Genomic DNA, 19,821 nt, shown 5'->3' on the forward strand with positions numbered 1-19,821 from the left:
GGGCCAGCGTATCGCCGCGGCGCGCGAAAAAAGGAAACGCGGTCGTTCCAGCACCTTGCGGTACATGCTTCGGTTCAAATGCCTGGACGCAATAGTGCTTTCGCAACGTCGCCGGCGATGTGTTCGCCCAGATCTTCTCCGACGAGAGCCAACGCGAGATAGATACCGGCACTCACGCCGCCCGACGAATAAAGGTTGCCGTCTTTAAAGCAGATTTGATCCGTTACAACGTGTACCAATGGATACTCGCTTGCAAGACGCTGTGCGTCGCGCTCACGCGTGGTCAGCCAGCGATCGTTCGCAAGACCCGCGCGCGCCACGAGAAAAGCACCGTTCGATACCGACGCAATCTTTCTCGCGCTGCGTCCAGCGTTCGTTAGCCAATTCACCAGTTCGCGGTGCTCGCGCTCCGAACCTGTCGCCGGAGAACCGGGCACCATGACAATGTCGAACGATGTCTGCAAATCGCGCAGAGACGCTGTCGTGCCCACCGCGGTGCCGTTCGAGCATATAACCGGCCCGGGACGCGGCCCAACAACGTGCTGCTCGTAGAAGGCGGCGCCGCATACACGGTTCGCTTCCTGGAACACGTCCATTGGGCAACTCACCTCAAGCAGTTGAAAACCTGAATACACCATCATTCCGACACGCATGCGCCGTTACTCCGCGAGTGCACTCAAATAGATCGATCCTTCAAATCAACTTTAACCAATCGACGTCGCCCCGGAATGCATAGATCCCGCGATACCTGGCCAATCGGCGCGGAATTTGGGCCACTTCGTGCCGCTGGCATTGCCGTGAGTTTTTGTCCGTTCTTTACACTGACGCAAAAGTCATTTAACGGTTACGGCGGGCGCCGCATGTGGCGGTTGCTGTAAGCTAAGCCATCGCTCGTTGCCGTCGCTTATCGCGTTGCATGGCGCCCCCATCAAGGAGCGTCGGCCCATGCTGGTAACGGAAGCGCGTTCCTATTTGATGAAGGTCACGGCATGAAAGTCGCCATTGTCGTATTCGATGGTGTGCAGGCACTGGACGTTGCAGGCCCACTCGATGTATTCGCGGAAGCGAATGCAAACCTCTCCGAGCATCAACGCTATGAGGTGTCGCTTGTCGGAAGCAAAGCCGGCACTGTGACGTGCTCCAACGGGATGCAACTTTCCGTACCGTCGGCTTTTGCCGATTCTCTCGCCCAGTTCGATATGGTTCTCGTCGCGGGAGGACCGACCCTGCCCGATTACCAGCCAACGGACGACTTTTTGAAATGGTTGCAAACGCAGGCATATGGCGCGGCACGGTTCGGTTCGGTGTGCAACGGCGCGTTTGTGCTGGGACACGCGGGACTGATCGACGGCAAGCAAGTTACGACCCATTGGGCAGAAGCCGCCCGCCTCGCGAGCGACTTTCCTTTGGCCTGCGTGCAGCCCGACCGGATTTTCATTCGTGACGGCCGGCTGTTTACATCTGCTGGCGTGACAGCGGGAATCGACCTTTGTCTTTCGCTCGTGGCCGAAGACTGGGGACACGAAATGGCGGTGCGTGTCGCAAAACGCCTCGTTGTATATATCCAGCGAGAAGGCGGTCAATCGCAGTACAGCCCTTACATCGGGGCCGGCAAGGATGACAATCCGATTATCGGCAAAGTGCATCAGTATGTGACCGAGCATATAACCGACACGCTTTCGATCGAGCAGCTTGCCACCGCTGTTTCTGTCAGCCGGCGCACCTTTTCGCGACTCTTCGCCAAGTATGCGAAGGTCACGCCTTCGGCGTTTGTCGAACAGGTTCGCGTAGATACGGCGAGAAAGCTACTCGAAGACTCGGACGCTCCGCTAAAAACCGTCGCATTCAAGTGCGGCTTTCACAGTGCCACGCAAATGCGTACTACCTTCGCCCGTCGGCTCAATGTCACGCCAAAACAATATCGCCAACGATTCCGCGGCACGGTCGAGTCGCGCCCGCGGACAGATACGGGCACCGGCATGCTTGTGGCGGCGCAAAGCGCGAGCTATTCGTGAGTTGCGCCATCGACACTCAATCGCTTCCGGATGTTCTCGAGCCAGGTTTGTCGCTGATATTTTGTGGAATAAATCCTGGCATGCGTGCTGCAGCGACAGGTCACCACTTCGAGGGTAGAAACAACCGCTTCTGGCAGACGGTGCACCTCGCAGGCTTTACTCCGCAACAGATTCGTCCTGAAGACGACTGTACTTTGCTCCGTTATGGTTGTGGACTCACCACCGCAGTCTCGCGTCCAACTGCGCGAGCGGGCGAGCTTTCGCGACTGGAGATAGAAGCGGCCGCATCTGATTTCCAGCGCAAAATCGCACACTATGCGCCGCGGTATATCGCCTTTCTCGGGAAGATGGCGATCTCGGCAATGTCCGGCAGGCGCGATATCCAATGGGGATTGCAGGCCGACAGATTCGGCGGTGCGCGCGCATGGGTGCTGCCCAACCCGAGTGGTCTCAATCGTGCATATAGCCTCGATTCGCTGGTGAGTGCCTATCGCGAACTTTACGTGGCCGTTGCGTCTTCGTCCTGAAGGTGCGGATTGCTGCGCAGGCTCTCGGTGACGAAATCCACAAACGCGCGCACCTTGCCGCTCGCGCCCCGCCGCTCGATGTGCAGCAGATTCACTGGCACAGCCTCGGGCTCGAACGCCGTCAGGAGAGCCCGCAGCTTGCCATTGAGCACCTCTGGCGCCGCTTGATACGAGAGCAGTTGAGTGATGCCTACGCCATCGAGTGCCGCCAGCACCGCGGCGGGAGACAGGTCGACAATCATCCGTGGCTGAAGCCGCACCGGCAGTCTCAATCCGTTCTCGTTGAACACCCATTCGAACGGACTGGACACGCCGGTAAACGACACACAGTGGTGATTCATCAGTTCCCTGGGATGGCTGGGCTCACCATGCGCCGCAAGGTACGCAGGCGCCGCGTAGGTCCGGCGTCGCACCGTGCCTAGAGGAACGGCGAATATCGTCGAATCTCCAAGATGGCCGATACGAATTGCAATATCCACGCCTTCTTCCAGTAGCCGAGTCGTGCGATCGGCATACACGGCATTGACGTTGACCTCGGGGTAGCGCAGCGCGAACGCGTTGATCAAGGGCGCAACGAACCGCTGCCCGAATAGAACCGGCGCCGATACCGTCAGCGTGCCGACGGGATTCAGGTGGTCTGCAGCGACATTCGCGTCGGCCTCGGTAATAGCGTCCAGCACTTTACGGCAGGCATCGAGGTAGCCGACGCCTGCGTCAGTCGGCCGGACCGTGCGAGTGGTCCGTGCGAGCAGTTGCGTGCCAAGCCGCGCTTCAAGCGAATTCAGTGCCCGTGAGACCGCCGGTGTCGACATTCCGAGCTTCTCCGATGCACCCGTAAAGCTGCCACGATCGACGATGGCGACAAAGACCTCCATCTCGCGCAATTTGTCCATTTCAACTCCCCATCGGTCATCTGCTGCGCACCTCGCGATTGTAGGCATCGGAATGCTTCGTTTCTTCACCTTGGCCCAAAGAAGACCGGGATTGGCCGAGCGCAGGCTATTTGAGGCGGACACAAATGCAATGCTCAAAGTGTTTGCGATGCTAGCTGTGTCTGCATCGGCACTATTGGTCTGAAGGAAGAAAACGCTCGTCCCCGCGCCTGTTCACGGAATGGCAAATTTGCCGAACTTATTGGCCCAATATGGGGCGCGCTTGCGCTTCAGTAAATTCGATGCGTCACGGACAATCAATGCAGCCAATCGCCCGACTGCGGGTCAATCGTATCGCTAAGCAAAGGAAGAGTCCGGAATGTTTTCTGCAATGCTCGAAGTACATCCTCTACGTGAACAGTTCGATCTGTATCTCGGCATGGCAAAGATGCTACGCCCAGAACTCGAAAAGATCGTGGGCTTTATCGACAACAACCGCTATGCAAGTTTGACGCGCGACGGGTGGCTACTTTCGCTGTCAACCTGGCGCGATGAAAAGTCCCTCGTGCGCTGGCGCACCACGACGAAGCATCATCAAGTACAACAGGCAGCGCGCGACCGCGTGTTTTCCGACTATCGCCTGCGAATTGGACAAGTCGTCGAGGACACCTGCCTGCCCGAGGGAGAAGTGCTGCTTGAACAACGTCTTGATGTAACCGAGACAGGAGCAGGCACTGCGGTGACGCTACTCGCTGCGACGTATGCGCCGGAGTGGCTCAGACAGGCAGGAGCAGAGGCAGTTGTGAAGTCAATGGGACTCGACCTTGCGGCTTCCGGTCTGGTTGCGTGGGACGTATTCGATGCGCTAATGACGCCAGGCGACGTGATCGCGGTGCTGACGTGGCGCGATCTAGATGCCGCACAGGCATTCCAGCGAGAAGCCACGCTGTCGGCCAACGTGCACTTGCGACATATTCGTGTGGTGCGCGAGTATGGAATGTTCGATCGCCGTGAAGCACCTCAATACTTCAGCGACGCGCAGCCTGCTGCCTAGCGCGCAGGGCGAATCGGGAGGCGGCCCTACATCGCCTCCCGATACGCCCGAGTACCGTCAGCTATGCCTCGACAATGCGCACGTCATAGTCTTCGTCGACGAAAGCGACGAGGAACTCCTCCGGCATTAACCACGAATCGACGCTCACGGTTTTTGCATTGACGTTCACGCTAACTTTGGCGTCTGCGTCGACCATCTTCATTGCATGCTCAATGGTCGGGACGTCGTCTGTGTGAATGTCTTTCTTCACCGAAAATTTCATGTCTCACCTCTCCAGTCAATAGCATTACGGCTGCACACGTTCTTCGCACCAGACATCAGACTGCATGCAAGCCAGCACGCAGTTCATGGCGATGCACCTTTCAGAAGAAGCATGGCGCGACGGCACATCGCCGGCTCGTCCCAACTATGGGTGTCGTATTTGCCATTGGAAAGCCTGCATTCTTGCATTGGCCCAAAAACGATCAGAAATGGCCACCGTACGCTTCGTGGGCGAGTTACACGTCTTCGTACTGTCTCCAGCACAACCCATGTCGATTGGCTCGTCGAATCGAAAGACAGTATTCCAGCACACGCGCATGCATGAGGGCGCTCGGACTCATTGGCCCGATTCGCAAACGGAATGGCCAAATGAACAAGCTCCATTGTCTTTCATGAAGATCAGTTGGTCTCCTAGAATTAATCAACCTCGATGCGGTAGTCCAGCGGCGCTGAAATACGTTGAACGGACGCGCCGGAACTACGAGGGGAAAGAAGCGACCTGTACGCCGGTTCCGCTCGATATTTAACACTACCGAGCGTCGGCGTCGGCAAACTCGGTGCCCGGCGCGAAAGCCCAACCCTTCTGGTAGATCTGCAGACCTCATGAACATCGCAACGCCACGGACAACTGGAACGGCAGAACCGGAGGAAGTCGGCTCGCCGCCACCGGTCGCCTTACGGGAAGCAGACAGTCCAACTCCAAAGAACGCTGCGACATCTGCGTTATCGCCTCGCCTCGCAATCGGGTTGGTTGGGATGCTTCTCTCCTCATTGCTGGCGATAGTCAATGAGCAGGTGACGGCGGTCGCGCTGACGGACATCCGCGGCGCGCTGTCGATCGGACACGACGACGGAACGTGGCTGACTGCTCTCTTCGAGGCTGCAAACGTGACCACGATGGTATTTGCGCCGTGGTTCGCGATGACGCTCACGCTCAAGCGGTTCACGATCGGCGCGGTAGTGGCCACCATGGTGTTCGGATTTCTTTGCCCGCTGGCACCGAATCTGCCGACGCTGTATGTGCTTCGAGTACTCCAGGGAATAGCCGGCGGTTGTCTTCCGCCGATGCTGATCATCGCAGCACTGCGCTATCTTCCGCCGAAGATCAAGCTCTATGGACTTGCTGGCTATGCATTGACTGCAACCTTCGGGCCGGCACTTGGAATTCCTCTCGCCGCGCTGTGGACTGAATATGTGAACTGGCGGATGACTTTCTGGCAGATCGTGCCGCTAGGCCTGCTGAGTTGTATCGCGATCCAGCAAGGGCTTCCTGTGGAGCCGCTCAAACTCGAACGTTTCAAATCGTTCAACTGGAGCGGATTCGTGACAGGCTGTCCTGCAGTTGCGATGCTGGTCATTGGCTTATTGCAAGGCGACCGGCTGGACTGGCTCAATTCCGGCTTTATCCGCGTGATGCTCGGCGGTGGTGCATTGCTGCTGATCGCATTCATCGTGAATGAGTGGTTTCATCCGCTGCCGTTTTTCGGCCTGCGTCTACTTGGCCGGAGAAACTTCACGCACGGCCTTCTTACGCTCGCGGGGGCCGTGATCCTGCTGACCGGCATCGCCGTCATCCCGTCCCAATACCTTGCGAAGGTACATGGTTACCGGCCGCTTCAAACGACGCCGTTGGCGCTGCTCGTCGCACTGCCTCTATTGATTGCGCTGCCTCTGACTGCGGCCGTTCTGAACGTCCAGCGGATCGACCGCCGGTGGATTCTCGCCGTAGGAATTTCGCTGATGGGCGTCACCTGCTTCATGGGAAGCTTCATGACGTCAGAGTGGGTGCGCGATAACTTCTACTGGCTGCAATCGCTGCAAATTGCAGCACAACCCATGGTGATCCTCTCGATCCTGATGGGCGTAACCGGTGGTCTCGCTCCAACAGATGGCCCGTTTGCATCCGCCATGTTCAACACGGTGAAGGTTTTCGCAGGAGTGGTAGCGACCAGTCTCATCGAGGGGCTAGGTACCGCTCGCCAGCACTTTCATTCGAGCATGCTCGTTGACCGGCTCGGCAATAGCGCACTGATTACAGCGCAAAGCGTCGGTGAAGATCACGGCCTCCTCGCCGCACTTGCGCATCGTATTCACGAGCAGTCCGTCGTGCTGACATCCGCGGACCTTTATCGCGTGATGGGCTGCATCGCGATAGCCCTGCTTCTTCTCGTGCCCGTGTTACCGACGCGTATCTATCCGCCCTGGTGCACCACGCCTCCCTCTTCCCGCTGATCGATGAATATATGTCAACTGTCTTCCGACTCCCTTTGAAAACGCTTCGGCTCGCCGCGTATGTGGTGGTTCCCTGCGTCGTTGTACTTGTTTGTATATGGCTGTGGGCCGAGCCCGGCAGCGAGTCGACCAACGACGCGTATGTCACCGCCGATTTCACTCTGGTGGCGTCACGCATCGCAGGCCAGTTGTCTGACGTGCCGGTCACAGATAACCAGCAGGTGAAGGCCGGCCAACTGCTCGCGCGTATCGACGACCGCGACTTCCGGGCAGCGCTCATGAGCGCCGAGGCTGACGTGGCCGCCGCGAAAGCCTCCGTTGCGAACTACGACGCGGAGATTGCGCGGCATCCGTCGCTCGTCGATCAGGGCCGCGCGACGCTTCGCTCGGACGAAGCAGCCATCGAGTTTGCGCAAGCAAATGCATCGCGCTATCGCAATCTGTCCGAAACCGGCGCGGGCACGACGCAGGAACAACAGCGTGCATCGAGCGCACTGGCCGAGCAACTCGCACAACAGTCGCGCGATCGCGCGGTACTCGTCGCCACCCAGCAAAACCTCGACGTGCTGCGTACGCAGCGCGATAAAGCAGCCGGCGCCCTCGCGCATGCGCAGGCCACTCTGGAGCAGGCAAAGCTGAACCTTTCCTATACGGAGATTCGTGCACCCATAGACGGGAAGGTCGGACGACGTTCGGCACGCGTTGGCGCATTCATTACGCCGGGTGCCCCGCTTCTTGCCATCGTGCCGCTTACGGATGCATATGTCGTCGCGAACTTTCAGGAAAACCAGCTTGCAAGAATGCGCCCGGGAGCTACAGTGCGCATTAAGGTCGACAGTTTTCCGGGTGTCGTTATTCGAGGCCATATCGACAGTCTTGCGCCCGCTACCGGCGTCAGCTTTGCGCCTATCGCGCCCGACAACGCGACCGGTAATTTCACGAAAGTGGTGCAGCGCGTGCCGGTCAAGATCAGCATCGACCCGGGTCAGCAAGCGGCATCTGCATTGAGCGTGGGGCTTTCTGTCGAGACTGAAGTCGCTGTCGGCAAACCCGCCGATGTGTCGATGAAGGAGGCGGACCTCAAATGAACGCGCGCGAGTTTTCCGTCCGTACACCGGCATTAACTGTGTTGGTGTGCTTTGCGCTAAGCGGGTGTCTGGTCGGGCCCAACTTCGAGCGCCCACAGGCCGCTGCACCTGATGTGTTCAATCGAACACAGTCCGCGCAAGCAGCGAGCCGCCCGGTCGAGTCGGAATTCAACTCCGACTGGTGGAAGCTGCTTAACGATCCCACGCTGAATGCGCTGGAAGAACGTCTGGGTGATGCGAACCTCGATGTAGCGGCGGCGTCCGCTCGCCTGCTGCAAAGCCGGGCGGAGAGACGCATCGTCGGCGCTGAGGAATATCCCAGCCTCAATGGAGCCGCCTCATATAACCGCGAGCGTGGCAGCATGAACGGCATCCTCTCGTTGCTCGGCGTTACGCCCACGGGAACACAAACCCAGTCTGCTTCCGGTGCTTCGCCGACCGGCGTGGCGGCATTGCCTGGCGACAAAGGCTCGCCGGCGTACGACCTTTATCAGTTCGGCTTCGACGCATCGTGGGAACTCGATTTCTGGGGACGAGTAAGGCGTGGCGTGGAGGCCGCCACCGCGATGAGCGAGGCGTCTTATCAGGACCGGAATGCTGTGCTGCTGTCTGCGCGCGCAGAACTTGCGCGAGACTATGTTCAGCTGCGCGACACTCAGGCTCTGCTGGAAATAGCAAAGCAGAACCTTGCAATCGCTCGCGATGCCACGAAGCTCACAGAGACGCGAGTACGTGAAGGCGTCACTACGAATCTGGACGTGGCCAACGCTTCCGCGCAGGCAGAGTCGATCGAGAGCCTCATTCCGACTCTCGAGGCCAGCCGCGAAACAACGATCAATGCAATTGGCGTGTTACTGGGAATGCAGCCGGGTGGACTACAGCAGATGCTCAGCGAGGCCGGTGATGTTCCAGCGTTGCCTCGTCAAGTACCTATCGGATTTCCGTCGGAAGTGGTGCAACGCAGGCCGGACATCAGGAGAGCCGAGGCGCAATTGCACGCCGCGACCGCGACTATCGGTATGGCTAAGGCAGACTTTTATCCGCGCATATCGCTCAATGGCAGCGCGGGATTTCAGAGCCTTCAGCTTTCGAGTCTCGCAGACTGGGCGTCGGGTCAATTCGTGATTGGGCCGTCAATAACGCTTCCAATCTTCGAGGGTGGCCGCCTGAAGGGAACGCTGCACTTGCGCGAGGCGCAACAGCAGGAAGCCGCTATCGTCTACAAGCGCACGGTGCTGCAGGCCTGGCGCGAGGTGGACGATGCGCTTGTCGTGTACGACGCCGAACAGCGCCGCAACGATCGGCTCAAACAAGTGGTCAGCCTGAATCAGAGTGCGCTTTCGATCGCACGGCAACGGTACAAAGCAGGGGCCGTCGATTTTCTCGACGTGCTCAACGTGCAGAAGCAGTTGCTCGACGCACAGAGTAACCTTGAACACAGCAAAGCGAACGCCGCCACTAATCTCATCACGCTCTGCAAGGTACTCGGCGGTGGTTGGGAGTCGACTTATGGCCAGCAGCAAGCGGAGCATTAGAAGTTGAGCCGTGACGCTGCCCGTTCTTACAATCGACACGCAATTAGGCAATTGCGGCACAAAGGGGTCAAAAGAAGGTATGTAATTCAACCTACACGGTTCGATTCGTGATCCTATCGATCTATACCGGATCGTGCTTCAAACTGAGGTTAAAAATGAAAGTTTCCTTATCTTCAATGCTGGTTGCCACGGTAATGTCCGCTGCATCGGGTCTCGCGTATTCGCAAACTGGCCAGCCTGTCCAGAATAGCGACGGATCAGGTACGACCATGTCGCAACCTGCAATGTCGCAACCTACGGCAGCGACACCCGGGTACGACTCTCTCGGACCGCAACCCGGCGGCTCCGCCGCAAGCGGCAGAGGGCGAGACGGGGGCCCTTGTATCGTTGGCTTGTCCTGCGACATTTATCGGGGCAGCTAACTCGGCCGGCGACACATGTCACCGCGAGGCGTCGAGCATGTGTCGAACGTGTGTCGACCGCCTCGCTCCAGACTGCGCCGGAGCCGTCCGTCGTCATTCCGCCGCGCAGTGAACGTCGAATTTGATGAGCTTCGTCGGGCCGAACGTGTTGCTGATTGCCACGTCGGCGGCATCGCGGCCACGCGCCATCAGCACCCGACCGATACGCGGCACGTTATTGCGCGGATCGAAGGTTTGCCATGAGCCGCCGACATACGCTTCAAACCAGGCCGCAAAATCCATTGCGCTCCAGGGCGGCGGCACGCCGACATCGCTGATATAGCCGGTGCAGTAGCGTGCCGGAATATTCATTGCACGGCACAGCGCCACAGCCAGATGGGCGAAATCGCGACAGACGCCTTTGCGTTCCTGCCATGCATCGAATGCGGTTTTGGTCGGGCGCGCGAATTCGTAGCCAAATTCGATATGGCGGTGCACGTAGTCGCAAATCGCCTGAACCCGTGCACCGCCGGGTGGCGTGCCGGCGAATAGTTTCCACGCAATGTCGGAAAGCAGATCCGTTTCGCAATAACGGCTGCCGAGCAAGAACGCGAGACACTCGTCCGGGAGCGCTTCGACGGCGTGCTGATAGTCAAAAGGACCGCGCGTCTCCGGCTGATCGGAGACGTTGAGCAGCGCGCTTGTCGAAAGCGAGATCGCCCCCTGAGGTGCAACAAGGCGGCTGCATAGATTGCCGAAGCTATCGCGATACTGCGTAATGGCCACTGGCGGATTCACAACCAGAAGATCGGCGGACAACACGTCCTGAGCGTGCGAAAAGTGTGTGTTCAGCATCAACATCATCGGTGTCGGCTGTGCGCACTCGTAGACCAGCTCATAGCCCACGCGAAGTTTCATCGGACCATCCTTTCATTGATAAAACACGTGACGCGCTGCGCGCTGGAGATGCCGGGTGCCGGCGGTGACGTGGGTCGGGTGGATCGAGCGACGGATCAGCGATAACAATTCTGCTGATCGTGACTCGCCAAAAACAGGAAAAAGGTGCACGCGAAATCGCAGCGACGCTGCTTCTAACTGGCTCGTACACCTTGTTGAAATGCGCACACACATGGGGCAAAGCGGCTGCCCGCCACGTGCGCGTGTCGTTACTTTTTCTTCGCTACCGCACTCGGTACGGCAGCCTTGGAGGCAGGTGTCCTGAACAGATCCGTTCCGGGTGATGGTGACTTCTTCGGCTGTTTTGGCTTTTTCGCCTCGCGGTTACTACGCAGTTGACCTTTTGCCATTTTGTTCCCCCGTTTCGGCGGCCACGAAGAGGCCGCTCTCCTACTCATTCTGGGCGCATTTCTGCTTAATGTCGCGATCTATTTAAAAGCGGCGCTCGGAGCCCGGGCTTGTGGCCGTCAACGGCTGCCGATACCGTGCTGCGTCGCGAGACTGCATGCGCTGGCAAACCGGGTCCGCCGGTCACGAGCGTCAATACTCGTAACCGGTAAATATGCATGCCAAATCCTGTCTACGCATCGCCTGCTGCGGGAGGTATTGGACCATGGTCCCATTCACCGTGCCGACTGACTCGCCTATCCTTGATGCGGAAATGGCAGTGCGGAACACTCAATATCGCGACTTTTTTCCTCAACCATCCGACAAATGCAAGCCGACCATCCTGTTCCGGAAGGTGGACAGACTGCGGCGCCCGCGCGGCGATGGCTGCGTTGGCTGCCCGGTCTGACGATGCTTCGGACATATCGGCTCAACTGGCTACCTAACGATCTTGCAGCGGGACTGGTGCTCACCACGATGCTCATACCCGTGGGTATCGCATATGCCGAGGCGTCCGGCGTGCCTGGCGTTTACGGTCTCTATGCGACGATCGTTCCGTTACTGGCTTATGCCGTCTTCGGCCCCAGCCGGATTCTGGTTCTCGGTCCCGACTCCGCGCTGGCCGCGCCGATTCTTGCCGTCGTTATCGCTACCGCCGGCAGCGACCCGTCTCGCGCGATCGCGATAGCCAGCATGATGGCGATCGTCTCCGGCCTCTTCTGTATCGTGATGGGGCTTCTTCGCCTCGGTTTTGTCACGGAACTGCTCTCCAAGCCGATTCGATACGGCTATATGAACGGCATTGCGCTGACTGTCCTGATCAGCCAGCTACCCAAACTCTTTGCCGTTTCCTTCGACGATCGCGGACCCTTGCGTGATCTGCTGTCGCTTGGCGCCGCAATCGTCGACGGCAAAACCAACTGGTACAGCTTCGCGGTCGGTGTGGGAAGCCTCGCGCTGATACTGTTGCTAAAACGCTTCGATAAAGTGCCGGGTATTCTTATCGCCGTCGTTGTCGCGACGCTAAGCGTTATCGTTTTCGATCTGGACAGCCGAGGCGTCAAAGTACTCGGCAAGATCCCACAAGGTCTCCCGTCATTTGCGTTGCCAACGATCGGCGATGCCGATCCCATCAAGATTCTGTTGGGCGGCTGTGCGGTCGCACTGATTTCATTTGCGGATACCAGCGTGCTGTCACGGACCTTCGCTGCGCGATTTCATACACATGTGGATCCAAACCAGGAGATGGTCGGCTTGGGAGCGGCAAATCTGGCGGCTGGCTTTTTTCAGGGCTTTCCGATCAGCAGCAGTTCTTCGCGAACACCCGTGGCCGAAGCAGCGGGCGCGAGAACGCAGGTGACGGGTGTTGTCGGCGCGGTGGCGGTAGCGATTCTTCTGATCGCCGCGCCCAATCTGATGCGCTACCTGCCCAATAGCGCGCTCGCCGCTGTCGTCATTGCCGCAGCCCTCGGCCTGTTCGAATTTGCGGACCTCGGCCGCATCTTTCGAATCCAGCAATGGGAGTTCTGGCTTTCCATTGTCTGCTTCGTGGGTGTCGCCGTCTTCGGTGCGATTCCCGGCATCTGCATCGCAATCGTGATCGCAGTCATAGAGTTCCTGTGGGACGGTTGGCGCCCCCACTACGCCATTCTCGGACGCGTGGAACACCTCCGCGGCTACCATGACATCGAGCGCTATCCGCATGCCTTGCGGATTCCGGGACTGCTTCTATTCCGCTGGGACGCGCCATTGTTTTTCGCCAATGCCGAGCTTTTTCAGGAATGCCTGCTGGAAGCCGTCGATACATCTCCAACGCCCGTGCGCACAATCGTAGTGGCTGCCGAGCCTGTCACCAGCATCGATGTGACTTCGGCAGACATGCTCAGAGAACTGACGCGAACACTAGGCAAGCGCGACATTGAGTTGCACTTTGCGGAAATGAAGGATCCTGTGCGAGACAAGCTCAGACGTTTCGAAATGTCCGATGTGCTCGGCGATGCGCAATTTCATCCGACAGTAGGGAGTGCCGTCGATGATTACCTCGAGCGGCACTCAGCGCAATAACTCATCCGCTATGAACGGGTCACGCGCTTCCCAGCCTCAGATCAGCAGCCGCCTCGCCTCTCCAAACATATCCCGTTCAGGGAGAAGATCACTGCGTTTGAAGCGCAGCAATGCAAACGCACGAGTCAGGTTGGCGGACTCAGGCAGTTGCACTACCGTGAACTCGACCTCGTTCGCCTCCCGACCACCCGTTCCATTCGTACCATCCGTACCATCGGCCACGATATTCATCGGGTCTAGCCGCAGCTTTTTCTGTTGAACGCATAGGTATGGCCCTGGCGAAGACAGTACTTCGCATATCAGACCCAGTCCACGCTCGATCGTCTCCGTCTTGAGACCAAGCTTCGCCAGTTCCTGTTCGTTCCGGTCGAGTTGCGCCTGGGCACTCGCCATCTCGCCGACGCTCGGCGGCGCTTCGCTTCCCAGCATGGACTGCACGCCAGCGGCTTGCCGCTCCAATAGCACGAGGCGTGCTCTCAACAGTGCGCGCTCTTCCTGAAGGGCATTGCGCCGCGATTCGTCGGTTTCGATTTTTTGCAGGCCTTGCAACATCAACTGGTCGAGCAGCCGCAGCACGATCTGTTGACGAAGTTCTGAATCGGTTGCGCCGCATACGCGCACCTGATGATCGCTGAAACTGACGGTAGTTTGAGCGACATCGGATCGGGTGGCTACGCCGTGCTGTGCAACGCCGAACACCTGTCTCTGATGCCAGGCCATGCCCAACACCGCGAATACCTCAAGCAATTCCGCATGCTCCTCGAAGTAACTCCGCAAGTGTTCTGATTGACTCAATGCGGCACATACGTCCTGCGGCGTCGTAAAGAAGGCGTGAATGCAGGGATCGCTGGACCATGCGGCAGCAGTCGCCTCGTGCGCAGCGGGAACTTCCGCAGTGAGCCGCTCGATGTAACGCACGGCTTCAGTCAACGCGGGCAACAGACGCGCCTCATAATTCCGGGCGAAACGTAATGGAGGGCTCATTCCGACGACGCGATCCAACATTTGCTTCATCTGCTGGTGATCGGCTCGATCGTCGTGACGGTGGCGGTTCAGCAACCATGACAGCATGCTCATCGCCGGCTCCTGGCGTGCTTTTATCTCTCGCGTCCCCGAAGAATCTGCGCGTTGATCAAGGGTACTGGCAGTACTTGTAATGGATGCGCGACGGCAATGTTCTCGAGGCGTGCATGAGCAAGCGGCACCGCGTTAACGGCCAATGCAAAGCGTAGTCCACGCTGGTCTTGATCGGCGTCTGTTCATGGTCGCACCGCTCGACGACTCCTGTAATCAGACCAAGGTCGTATTACCGGTGGATCAGCCAGCGGTTACGCTGGATTCGCCAACTCCGGTTCATTTTCGGGCGCGGTCGCGCGCTGCGCTCGACCGTCCATTCAGGCCGACGATGACGCGTATCTGGTGCCGTTGGGCGCTTGCGTGTGCAAGTGCATTCGGCACTCTACTGGCCAACGCCCCAGCGTGTTCACAGGAACTGGAACCTCGCTCGTATTCTCCTTCGCCTGTAGGCACCAATTTTCTGGTCGCAACATACTCGCATCTTTCTGGCGATGTACTGACGGACTCGTCTTTACCGATTACCGGTGTGCAGGCCCAATTCAACCTGCTGACGCTCGGCTACGTCAGGACCTTCGATCTGCTCGGTCACACAGCCTCGCTCGGAGTCGGAGTGCCGTTCGCGCGCGGCAACGTCAGCGGCAATGTGATCGACGCGCCCACCGAAGTACATCGAAGCGGCATTGGAGACACGCGACTTCGCTTCGCTTACAACGTCTTCGGTAATCCACCGTTGCCGCCCGAGGCCTTCACGAAGCCGGAATCGACTACGTCGCTTGGCACCAGCCTGACGGTCATTGCGCCGTCCGGGCAGTATGTGGATTCGAGGCTCGTCAACATTGGCGCAAACCGATGGGCATTCAAGCCCGAACTGGGCATCTCGCAGCCATTCGGAAACTGGTTCATGGACGGGTCCGCCGGTGCGTGGTTCTTTACGGCTAACAATGACTTCTTTCGCGGCAAGAAGCGCAGCCAGGCGCCTTTAATGATCTTTCAGTTGCACGTGGGCTACGGTTTTCGCCCCGGCCTCTGGGTCGCGGGCGATATCGGCTACGCAGCAGGCGGCCGAACCACGACGAACGGTGTCGACGCCGCCGATCGATCGGCCAATATACGATACGGGATGACGTTCTCCGTGCCCATTGCACGAGGCTGGTCGACCAAGTTGGCCTTCTCGCACGGACTCGTCACACGAGCCGGCGGAGACTTCACGTCCATTTCGTTGACGCTGCAGTATCGCTGGTTCAGTCGATGATCATGGCCACGCGCCAAGGAGCGTTATGCCCGAGTGTGTTGTACCCGCTTAGCTAAGCGCTGCCGCATTCGCTCACTCGTCAATGGCGCGAGACCTTTAAGCCAGGTTTAGCCGCGACCGTACAGACGGCTTTATTCGGAACGAAACGTTGGCTATCTTTGATTCAGAGTTAATTAAAACCACTTGGAGACGCAATCATGAAAACACTTCACGTCGTGAGTCGGCTTGTCTTCGCCGGATGTCTGACGCTGGCCTCGAACGTCTACGCGCAAACCAGCAACGCCATGCCGACGACGTCAGCTTCAGGTGCAAGCTCAGGCAGTACGGCACAGTCCGACAAGAAGCTGGCCCGCGATGTTCGCAAAGCGTTGTCTAAAGCGCCCCACTTCAATGTATCGAACGTATTCGTCAAGGCGCGCGGCGGCGTCGTGACCTTATCGGGCAGCGTGCCGGACGGTGCCCAGATCGAGCAGGCCGCGACGGTGGCGATGAACGTGCCGGGCGTAACCTCGGTGAGTAACCATCTGTCGCTGTACACCAAGGGGTATTGACGCCTGACCATGCAAATCGCGGGCTTAACCGGCGGCGCCGCGAGGCTCGAATGCGAACCGCTCGATCTCGCCGCCGCGCGCCACCACCGCGGTGCTCTCCGGAATCTCTTGCCACCATCCGGGCAAATCGGCGAGCGGTTCCGAAAGAACCAGAAACGCATCCTGCCCGGCCATCGCGATGCGCGTGTCGTCGGGATACAACTGGTGCAGGTGGCGGAACGACGTGTTGTGAAACAACGAGCGCGACTGCCTTTCGCTCGAGTAGCGCACGGCGACGATCTGCTCGCCATCGGTTGCGCAGACGGTCATGTTCAACGGTTCGGCGACGCCGTGGCGGCGCCCCGTTTCTTCGACGAACCCCACCATCCTCTCGATAGCCGTAACGGGTTCCAGTTCGAGACCGAACGTGAGCGCGAGGAAGAACAGCACTTCGGAGTCGGTCGAGCCTTCGATCGAAGGGAACAGTTCGGGCGAAATCGCGATCATCAGGTCGCGACGCACCGCCGGATAATTACGCACGAGCCCGTTGTGCGCGAACAGCCAGCGCCCATGACGGAACGGATGACAGTTGGTTTCCTGCGACGGCGTGTCGGTCGCCGCCCGGATGTGGGCGACGAATAGCGGCGCGCGGACCGCTCGCGCCGCTTCGCGCAGATTGCGGTCGCTCCATGCGGGCTGAATGCAGCGGTAGCGAAAAGGTATGTCGGTCGGATGGCCGTACCAGCCGATCCCGAAGCCGTCACCATTGGTGGTCGTGTGGCCGAGCCGCGAATTCAGGCTCTGATCGATCAAGGAATGCTTGGCATTGAACATCACCGTTTCAAGCTGAATCGGGTTGCCGGAATAAGCGAGCCAGCGGCACATGAGAGGTCTCCTGTCAGATACGCCGGGGTAAGTGGCGAAAAGTTCGCGAGGCAAAGGAGCGCCGCACCGGCTCTGTGAAATTGCGGGCCGCAAGCGCGGTGCTAATAGACAAACTTGACGATATCGTTCGAGCAAGGCACTAAGTCCCTCTCGATCCGGTCACTGCACGGCCATTACGATCAACGCGGCGGCGACCACCGCCACTGCGTCTTCGACGAGCGCCGCCGGCCGGTCGCGACCAAACGCGCGCGACATGGCTCCGCGGGCTCTCGCGCCGCCCAATGTACCGATGACTGCTCCGACCAGTCCAGCAATTACGCCGCCGACCCAACCGCCGTTCGCCGCGCCGATTGCCGCGCCGCTCAGTCCGCCCGACACGAGACGCGCGCCGAACTGTATCGGCACGGTGCGGCTGGCGGTATTGGGCAACTGATCGACGATGAACTCCGCAATGGCCAGCACCGTGAAAATGTAGGGTGTGGCAGCGAAGCCGAAGAATGCGAGCGGGGTCTCCCGCAACGGCAACCAGCCGAGGTACGCCGCCCAACTGACGGCGGTGGGTGCAGTCATCGTGCGAAGCCCTGCCACAACGCCAATCAGCAATGCGAGAACATACATAGACATGCGGACTCCAGGTCGGAACCAATAACGCGTATTAAACACGCTCATTGACTTCCGTGTCATCGGGGTACCGCATCGATTTGCGGTCGCGAGTTGCGATGCGCAGCTACAGGGACCGCCGGCGTTGGGTGCTCCTCAGAACAACAAAGGGGGATCTTCCGGGCGCACTCGCTATCGCGAGATCGGCTTCTTTTTGCTCGACAGGCCTGGAATGGATATCAGGTTAAGCGCAATCACCGCGATTGCGACACCGAAAAAAATCGCGAGTACGCCGTAGCGAAACTCCGCCGGGCGATCGTAAAGCAAGCCGACGATAGTCGTATAAAGACCGCTCAGCCATAAAGCGACGCCGACCAATGCGATCGCAACCCGCCTTTCCGATTTTTTCATCAGGACCTCTGCAGTCTGCGACTGGTTCCTCAAACCATATTAGTGCGCCGTTGCGGCGTTTTCCAGAAGAGGCGCGTTTGCGCCGACAAATATTCGGGCGGACGAGCCCATCGAAGCGCCATTCCGGAATCTCGCCGTCCAGGACCAAGGTCTCATTGACCACCCTGAAGTTCGAGTGTTTTATTGCATCGGGAAGGTTTGCGTGTCCGTAACCTGCTTCGCGCCGGTTTTGGACTCATCCAAACCCCGTGCGCGCCCGCCCGTGAAGCCTCCACTAAATACTGGCTGACGCACCGCGGATACCTTCGGCCACACCGCGATATGAACCGTGTAGAGAGAGAGCAGACATGGACTGGAATCGCTGGTACAGCTTGAAGAGCTACCTGAGATCTTCGCTGTGGACTGTGCCGCTCATTGCGATCGCGATCTATGCCGTGGTAAAGCCCGTGGCTGAAATGATCGGAAGATGGATGACGAGGCAAGGCACCCTTGACGCAAAAACCAGCCTTCTTGGACTGTCCATGACGGGTGCGCGGTCACTGCTCGGCGACATCGTTTCCGCAGACCTGGCGTTCCTGGTATTCACGTTTGGTTCGCTGCTCGTCGCAATCCAGGTAGCCGGGGGACAGTACACTCCGCGGATCATCGCAACCACATTGCTGCGCGACAACGTCATCCGTAGCATTTCGGGGTTATTCGTTTTCACACTGCTGTTCGCCAATAGAACGGCCGGCTGGATGGGCGAGAATCAGGTACTCCAGCTGCAAGTGTTCATTGCAGCGCTATTCGGATTTACTTCCGTCGTCGCTTTTCTCTTTTTGATCGACTACGCGGCAAAATTTTTGCGCCCTGTCAGCCTCGTGGCTCGCGTGGGAGAGCAAGGAATCGCGGTTATTGAGAGCGTTTACCCCTCCCCGTCTACGGGCGTGGTCGTCGCGCCGGAACTTCACAAAGAGCGAGGCGTACCCGATCGCATTGTTTGTCAGCGCGGGAAGCCCGGCATCGTTCTGGCCGTGAATCTGGAAAGGCTGGTGGCCAAGGCACGGCGCGCTGACGTAGTGATCGAATTCGTGCCGCAAGTCGGTGATTTCGTCGCGGTGGACGAACCCCTCTTTCATTTGTACGGAAACTTCGGCGCAATCGACGAAAACAAGCTGCGCACGCTCGTCGCTTTCGGGACGGAGCGCACGATGGAGCAGGACCCAATGTTCGCGTTCCGCATCCTGGTCGATATTGCGCTCAAAGCGCTGTCGGCGGCGATAAACGATCCGACCACGGCGGTGCTTGCGATCGATCAGTTGCACCGGCTATTACGCATGGTGGGCAAACGTTCTTTGCGCGTCGAAGAGATCGAGGATCGCTCGGGGCGGGTTCGCGTGATCTTGCGGACGCCCAATTGGGAAGATTTCGTGCATATCAGTTTCCGCGAGATACGTCAGTATGGCGCGAGCAGCATTCAAATCGCACGGCGTCTGCGCGCGGCGATAGAGAACCTCATCCAGTGTCTGCCGGAGCATCGTCATGAGGCATTGCGCGTCGAGCTAATGCTGATCGACCGTGCGATCACCAGGCATCATCCATTCCCGGAGGACCTGGCGTTGGCCCGCATCCCTGACTCGCAAGGGCTTGGAGGTTCGGCGGTCTCGACGACAAATAACTATTAAGTAGCCCTT

General features: G+C 58.8%; 18 protein-coding genes. 10 read left to right on the top strand and 8 right to left on the bottom strand.

All coding sequences use genetic code 11. The annotated features are described in order from the left end of the window. Nucleotides 1-74: 74 nt before the first annotated feature. Nucleotides 75-653, bottom strand: a complete 579-nt coding sequence (locus J2W46_RS20945) for an AraC family transcriptional regulator (RefSeq protein ID WP_310355833.1) — start codon at nucleotides 651-653, stop codon at nucleotides 75-77. A 336-nt stretch (nucleotides 654-989) separates the two neighbouring features. On the opposite strand from J2W46_RS20945, the gene J2W46_RS20950 reads away from it, so the two are divergent. Next, nucleotides 990-2,015 carry a GlxA family transcriptional regulator gene (locus J2W46_RS20950; protein WP_204520477.1) on the top strand — a complete coding sequence of 342 codons (1,026 nt, stop codon included), beginning with the start codon at nucleotides 990-992 and terminating at the stop codon, nucleotides 2,013-2,015. An 8-nt stretch (nucleotides 2,016-2,023) separates the two neighbouring features. Beyond that, nucleotides 2,024-2,542: a G/U mismatch-specific DNA glycosylase gene (gene mug / locus J2W46_RS20955; RefSeq protein ID WP_310355876.1), complete on the top strand. Its 519-nt coding sequence runs from the start codon at nucleotides 2,024-2,026 to the stop codon at nucleotides 2,540-2,542. On the opposite strand, the gene J2W46_RS20960 is transcribed toward mug, so the two are convergent. Then, nucleotides 2,515-3,435 (bottom strand): LysR family transcriptional regulator, encoded by a 921-nt coding sequence (locus J2W46_RS20960; RefSeq protein WP_310355835.1) that lies wholly within the window; start codon nucleotides 3,433-3,435, stop codon nucleotides 2,515-2,517. The genes mug and J2W46_RS20960 overlap by 28 nt on opposite strands. A 358-nt stretch (nucleotides 3,436-3,793) precedes the next feature. Between J2W46_RS20960 and J2W46_RS20965 the strand changes: the two genes are divergently transcribed. Beyond that, nucleotides 3,794-4,468: an antibiotic biosynthesis monooxygenase family protein gene (locus J2W46_RS20965; RefSeq protein WP_310355837.1), complete on the top strand. Its 675-nt coding sequence runs from the start codon at nucleotides 3,794-3,796 to the stop codon at nucleotides 4,466-4,468. A 61-nt stretch (nucleotides 4,469-4,529) separates the two neighbouring features. Here J2W46_RS20965 and J2W46_RS20970 read toward each other — a convergent pair whose 3' ends face one another. Further along, a complete protein-coding gene (locus J2W46_RS20970) occupies nucleotides 4,530-4,730 on the bottom strand; it encodes a hypothetical protein (RefSeq protein WP_088174834.1) in 201 nt (66 codons plus the stop codon). Between the two features lie 755 nt (nucleotides 4,731-5,485). On the opposite strand from J2W46_RS20970, the gene J2W46_RS20975 reads away from it, so the two are divergent. The 3 genes from J2W46_RS20975 to J2W46_RS20985 are packed head-to-tail and all read left to right on the top strand — an operon-like array spanning nucleotide 5,486 to nucleotide 9,584. Further along, nucleotides 5,486-6,961 carry an MFS transporter gene (locus J2W46_RS20975; protein WP_131316665.1) on the top strand — a complete coding sequence of 492 codons (1,476 nt, stop codon included), beginning with the start codon at nucleotides 5,486-5,488 and terminating at the stop codon, nucleotides 6,959-6,961. A gap of 11 nt (nucleotides 6,962-6,972) precedes the next feature. After that, nucleotides 6,973-8,049 (top strand): HlyD family secretion protein, encoded by a 1,077-nt coding sequence (locus J2W46_RS20980; RefSeq protein WP_027804212.1) that lies wholly within the window; start codon nucleotides 6,973-6,975, stop codon nucleotides 8,047-8,049. Continuing rightward, nucleotides 8,046-9,584: an efflux transporter outer membrane subunit gene (locus J2W46_RS20985; protein ID WP_310355838.1), complete on the top strand. Its 1,539-nt coding sequence runs from the start codon at nucleotides 8,046-8,048 to the stop codon at nucleotides 9,582-9,584. The genes J2W46_RS20980 and J2W46_RS20985 overlap by 4 nt, the downstream gene beginning before the upstream one ends. Before the next feature lie 515 nt (nucleotides 9,585-10,099). Here the strand turns inward: J2W46_RS20985 and J2W46_RS20990 are convergent. Continuing rightward, nucleotides 10,100-10,903, bottom strand: coding sequence for a transglutaminase-like domain-containing protein (locus J2W46_RS20990; RefSeq protein WP_310355839.1), 804 nt, complete (start codon nucleotides 10,901-10,903; stop codon nucleotides 10,100-10,102). Nucleotides 10,904-11,656: 753 nt separating this feature from the next. Here J2W46_RS20990 and J2W46_RS20995 point away from each other — a divergent pair. Next, a complete protein-coding gene (locus tag J2W46_RS20995; RefSeq protein ID WP_310355842.1) occupies nucleotides 11,657-13,393 on the top strand; it encodes a SulP family inorganic anion transporter in 1,737 nt (578 codons plus the stop codon). 36 nt (nucleotides 13,394-13,429) lie between these two features. Here J2W46_RS20995 and J2W46_RS21000 read toward each other — a convergent pair whose 3' ends face one another. Further along, complete coding sequence (locus tag J2W46_RS21000) at nucleotides 13,430-14,470, bottom strand: hypothetical protein (protein ID WP_310355844.1); 1,041 nt, start codon at nucleotides 14,468-14,470, stop codon at nucleotides 13,430-13,432. Between the two features lie 526 nt (nucleotides 14,471-14,996). Between J2W46_RS21000 and J2W46_RS21005 the strand changes: the two genes are divergently transcribed. After that, nucleotides 14,997-15,722 carry a transporter gene (locus J2W46_RS21005; protein WP_310355845.1) on the top strand — a complete coding sequence of 242 codons (726 nt, stop codon included), beginning with the start codon at nucleotides 14,997-14,999 and terminating at the stop codon, nucleotides 15,720-15,722. A gap of 197 nt (nucleotides 15,723-15,919) precedes the next feature. Then, nucleotides 15,920-16,273, top strand: coding sequence for a BON domain-containing protein (locus J2W46_RS21010; RefSeq protein WP_087751257.1), 354 nt, complete (start codon nucleotides 15,920-15,922; stop codon nucleotides 16,271-16,273). Between the two features lie 24 nt (nucleotides 16,274-16,297). On the opposite strand, the gene J2W46_RS21015 is transcribed toward J2W46_RS21010, so the two are convergent. From J2W46_RS21015 to J2W46_RS21025, 3 genes are all read right to left on the bottom strand, one after another. Further along, entirely contained in the window at nucleotides 16,298-17,137 is an 840-nt protein-coding gene (locus tag J2W46_RS21015; RefSeq protein ID WP_310355846.1) for a class II glutamine amidotransferase, read from the bottom strand. Nucleotides 17,138-17,296: 159 nt separating this feature from the next. After that, complete coding sequence (locus tag J2W46_RS21020) at nucleotides 17,297-17,761, bottom strand: DUF4126 family protein (protein WP_310355847.1); 465 nt, start codon at nucleotides 17,759-17,761, stop codon at nucleotides 17,297-17,299. A 168-nt stretch (nucleotides 17,762-17,929) separates the two neighbouring features. Next, nucleotides 17,930-18,148: a DUF2964 family protein gene (locus J2W46_RS21025; RefSeq protein WP_020065367.1), complete on the bottom strand. Its 219-nt coding sequence runs from the start codon at nucleotides 18,146-18,148 to the stop codon at nucleotides 17,930-17,932. Between the two features lie 347 nt (nucleotides 18,149-18,495). Between J2W46_RS21025 and J2W46_RS21030 the strand changes: the two genes are divergently transcribed. Further along, nucleotides 18,496-19,812, top strand: coding sequence for a DUF2254 domain-containing protein (locus tag J2W46_RS21030; RefSeq protein WP_310065543.1), 1,317 nt, complete (start codon nucleotides 18,496-18,498; stop codon nucleotides 19,810-19,812). Nucleotides 19,813-19,821: the final 9 nt, after the last annotated feature.

Origin of the sequence: Paraburkholderia strydomiana, from assembly GCF_031456815.1 — a bacterium.
Taxonomy (GTDB): Bacteria; Pseudomonadota; Gammaproteobacteria; order Burkholderiales; family Burkholderiaceae; genus Paraburkholderia; species Paraburkholderia caledonica.

Excerpts from the sequence above, each read along its gene's own strand:
- J2W46_RS20945 (WP_310355833.1), bottom strand. The coding sequence starts at position 653 with ATGCGTGTCGGAATGATGGTGTATTCAGGTTTTCAACTGCTTGAGGTG.
- J2W46_RS20950 (WP_204520477.1), top strand. The coding sequence starts at position 990 with ATGAAAGTCGCCATTGTCGTATTCGATGGTGTGCAGGCACTGGACGTT.
- J2W46_RS20960 (WP_310355835.1), bottom strand. The coding sequence starts at position 3,435 with ATGGACAAATTGCGCGAGATGGAGGTCTTTGTCGCCATCGTCGATCGT.
- J2W46_RS20965 (WP_310355837.1), top strand. The coding sequence starts at position 3,794 with ATGTTTTCTGCAATGCTCGAAGTACATCCTCTACGTGAACAGTTCGAT.
- J2W46_RS20970 (WP_088174834.1), bottom strand. The coding sequence starts at position 4,730 with ATGAAATTTTCGGTGAAGAAAGACATTCACACAGACGACGTCCCGACC.
- J2W46_RS20975 (WP_131316665.1), top strand. The coding sequence starts at position 5,486 with ATGCTTCTCTCCTCATTGCTGGCGATAGTCAATGAGCAGGTGACGGCG.
- J2W46_RS20980 (WP_027804212.1), top strand. The coding sequence starts at position 6,973 with ATGTCAACTGTCTTCCGACTCCCTTTGAAAACGCTTCGGCTCGCCGCG.
- J2W46_RS20985 (WP_310355838.1), top strand. The coding sequence starts at position 8,046 with ATGAACGCGCGCGAGTTTTCCGTCCGTACACCGGCATTAACTGTGTTG.
- J2W46_RS20990 (WP_310355839.1), bottom strand. The coding sequence starts at position 10,903 with ATGAAACTTCGCGTGGGCTATGAGCTGGTCTACGAGTGCGCACAGCCG.
- J2W46_RS20995 (WP_310355842.1), top strand. The coding sequence starts at position 11,657 with ATGCAAGCCGACCATCCTGTTCCGGAAGGTGGACAGACTGCGGCGCCC.
- J2W46_RS21000 (WP_310355844.1), bottom strand. The coding sequence starts at position 14,470 with ATGAGCATGCTGTCATGGTTGCTGAACCGCCACCGTCACGACGATCGA.
- J2W46_RS21010 (WP_087751257.1), top strand. The coding sequence starts at position 15,920 with ATGAAAACACTTCACGTCGTGAGTCGGCTTGTCTTCGCCGGATGTCTG.
- J2W46_RS21015 (WP_310355846.1), bottom strand. The coding sequence starts at position 17,137 with ATGTGCCGCTGGCTCGCTTATTCCGGCAACCCGATTCAGCTTGAAACG.
- J2W46_RS21020 (WP_310355847.1), bottom strand. The coding sequence starts at position 17,761 with ATGTCTATGTATGTTCTCGCATTGCTGATTGGCGTTGTGGCAGGGCTT.
- J2W46_RS21025 (WP_020065367.1), bottom strand. The coding sequence starts at position 18,148 with ATGAAAAAATCGGAAAGGCGGGTTGCGATCGCATTGGTCGGCGTCGCT.
- J2W46_RS21030 (WP_310065543.1), top strand. The coding sequence starts at position 18,496 with ATGGACTGGAATCGCTGGTACAGCTTGAAGAGCTACCTGAGATCTTCG.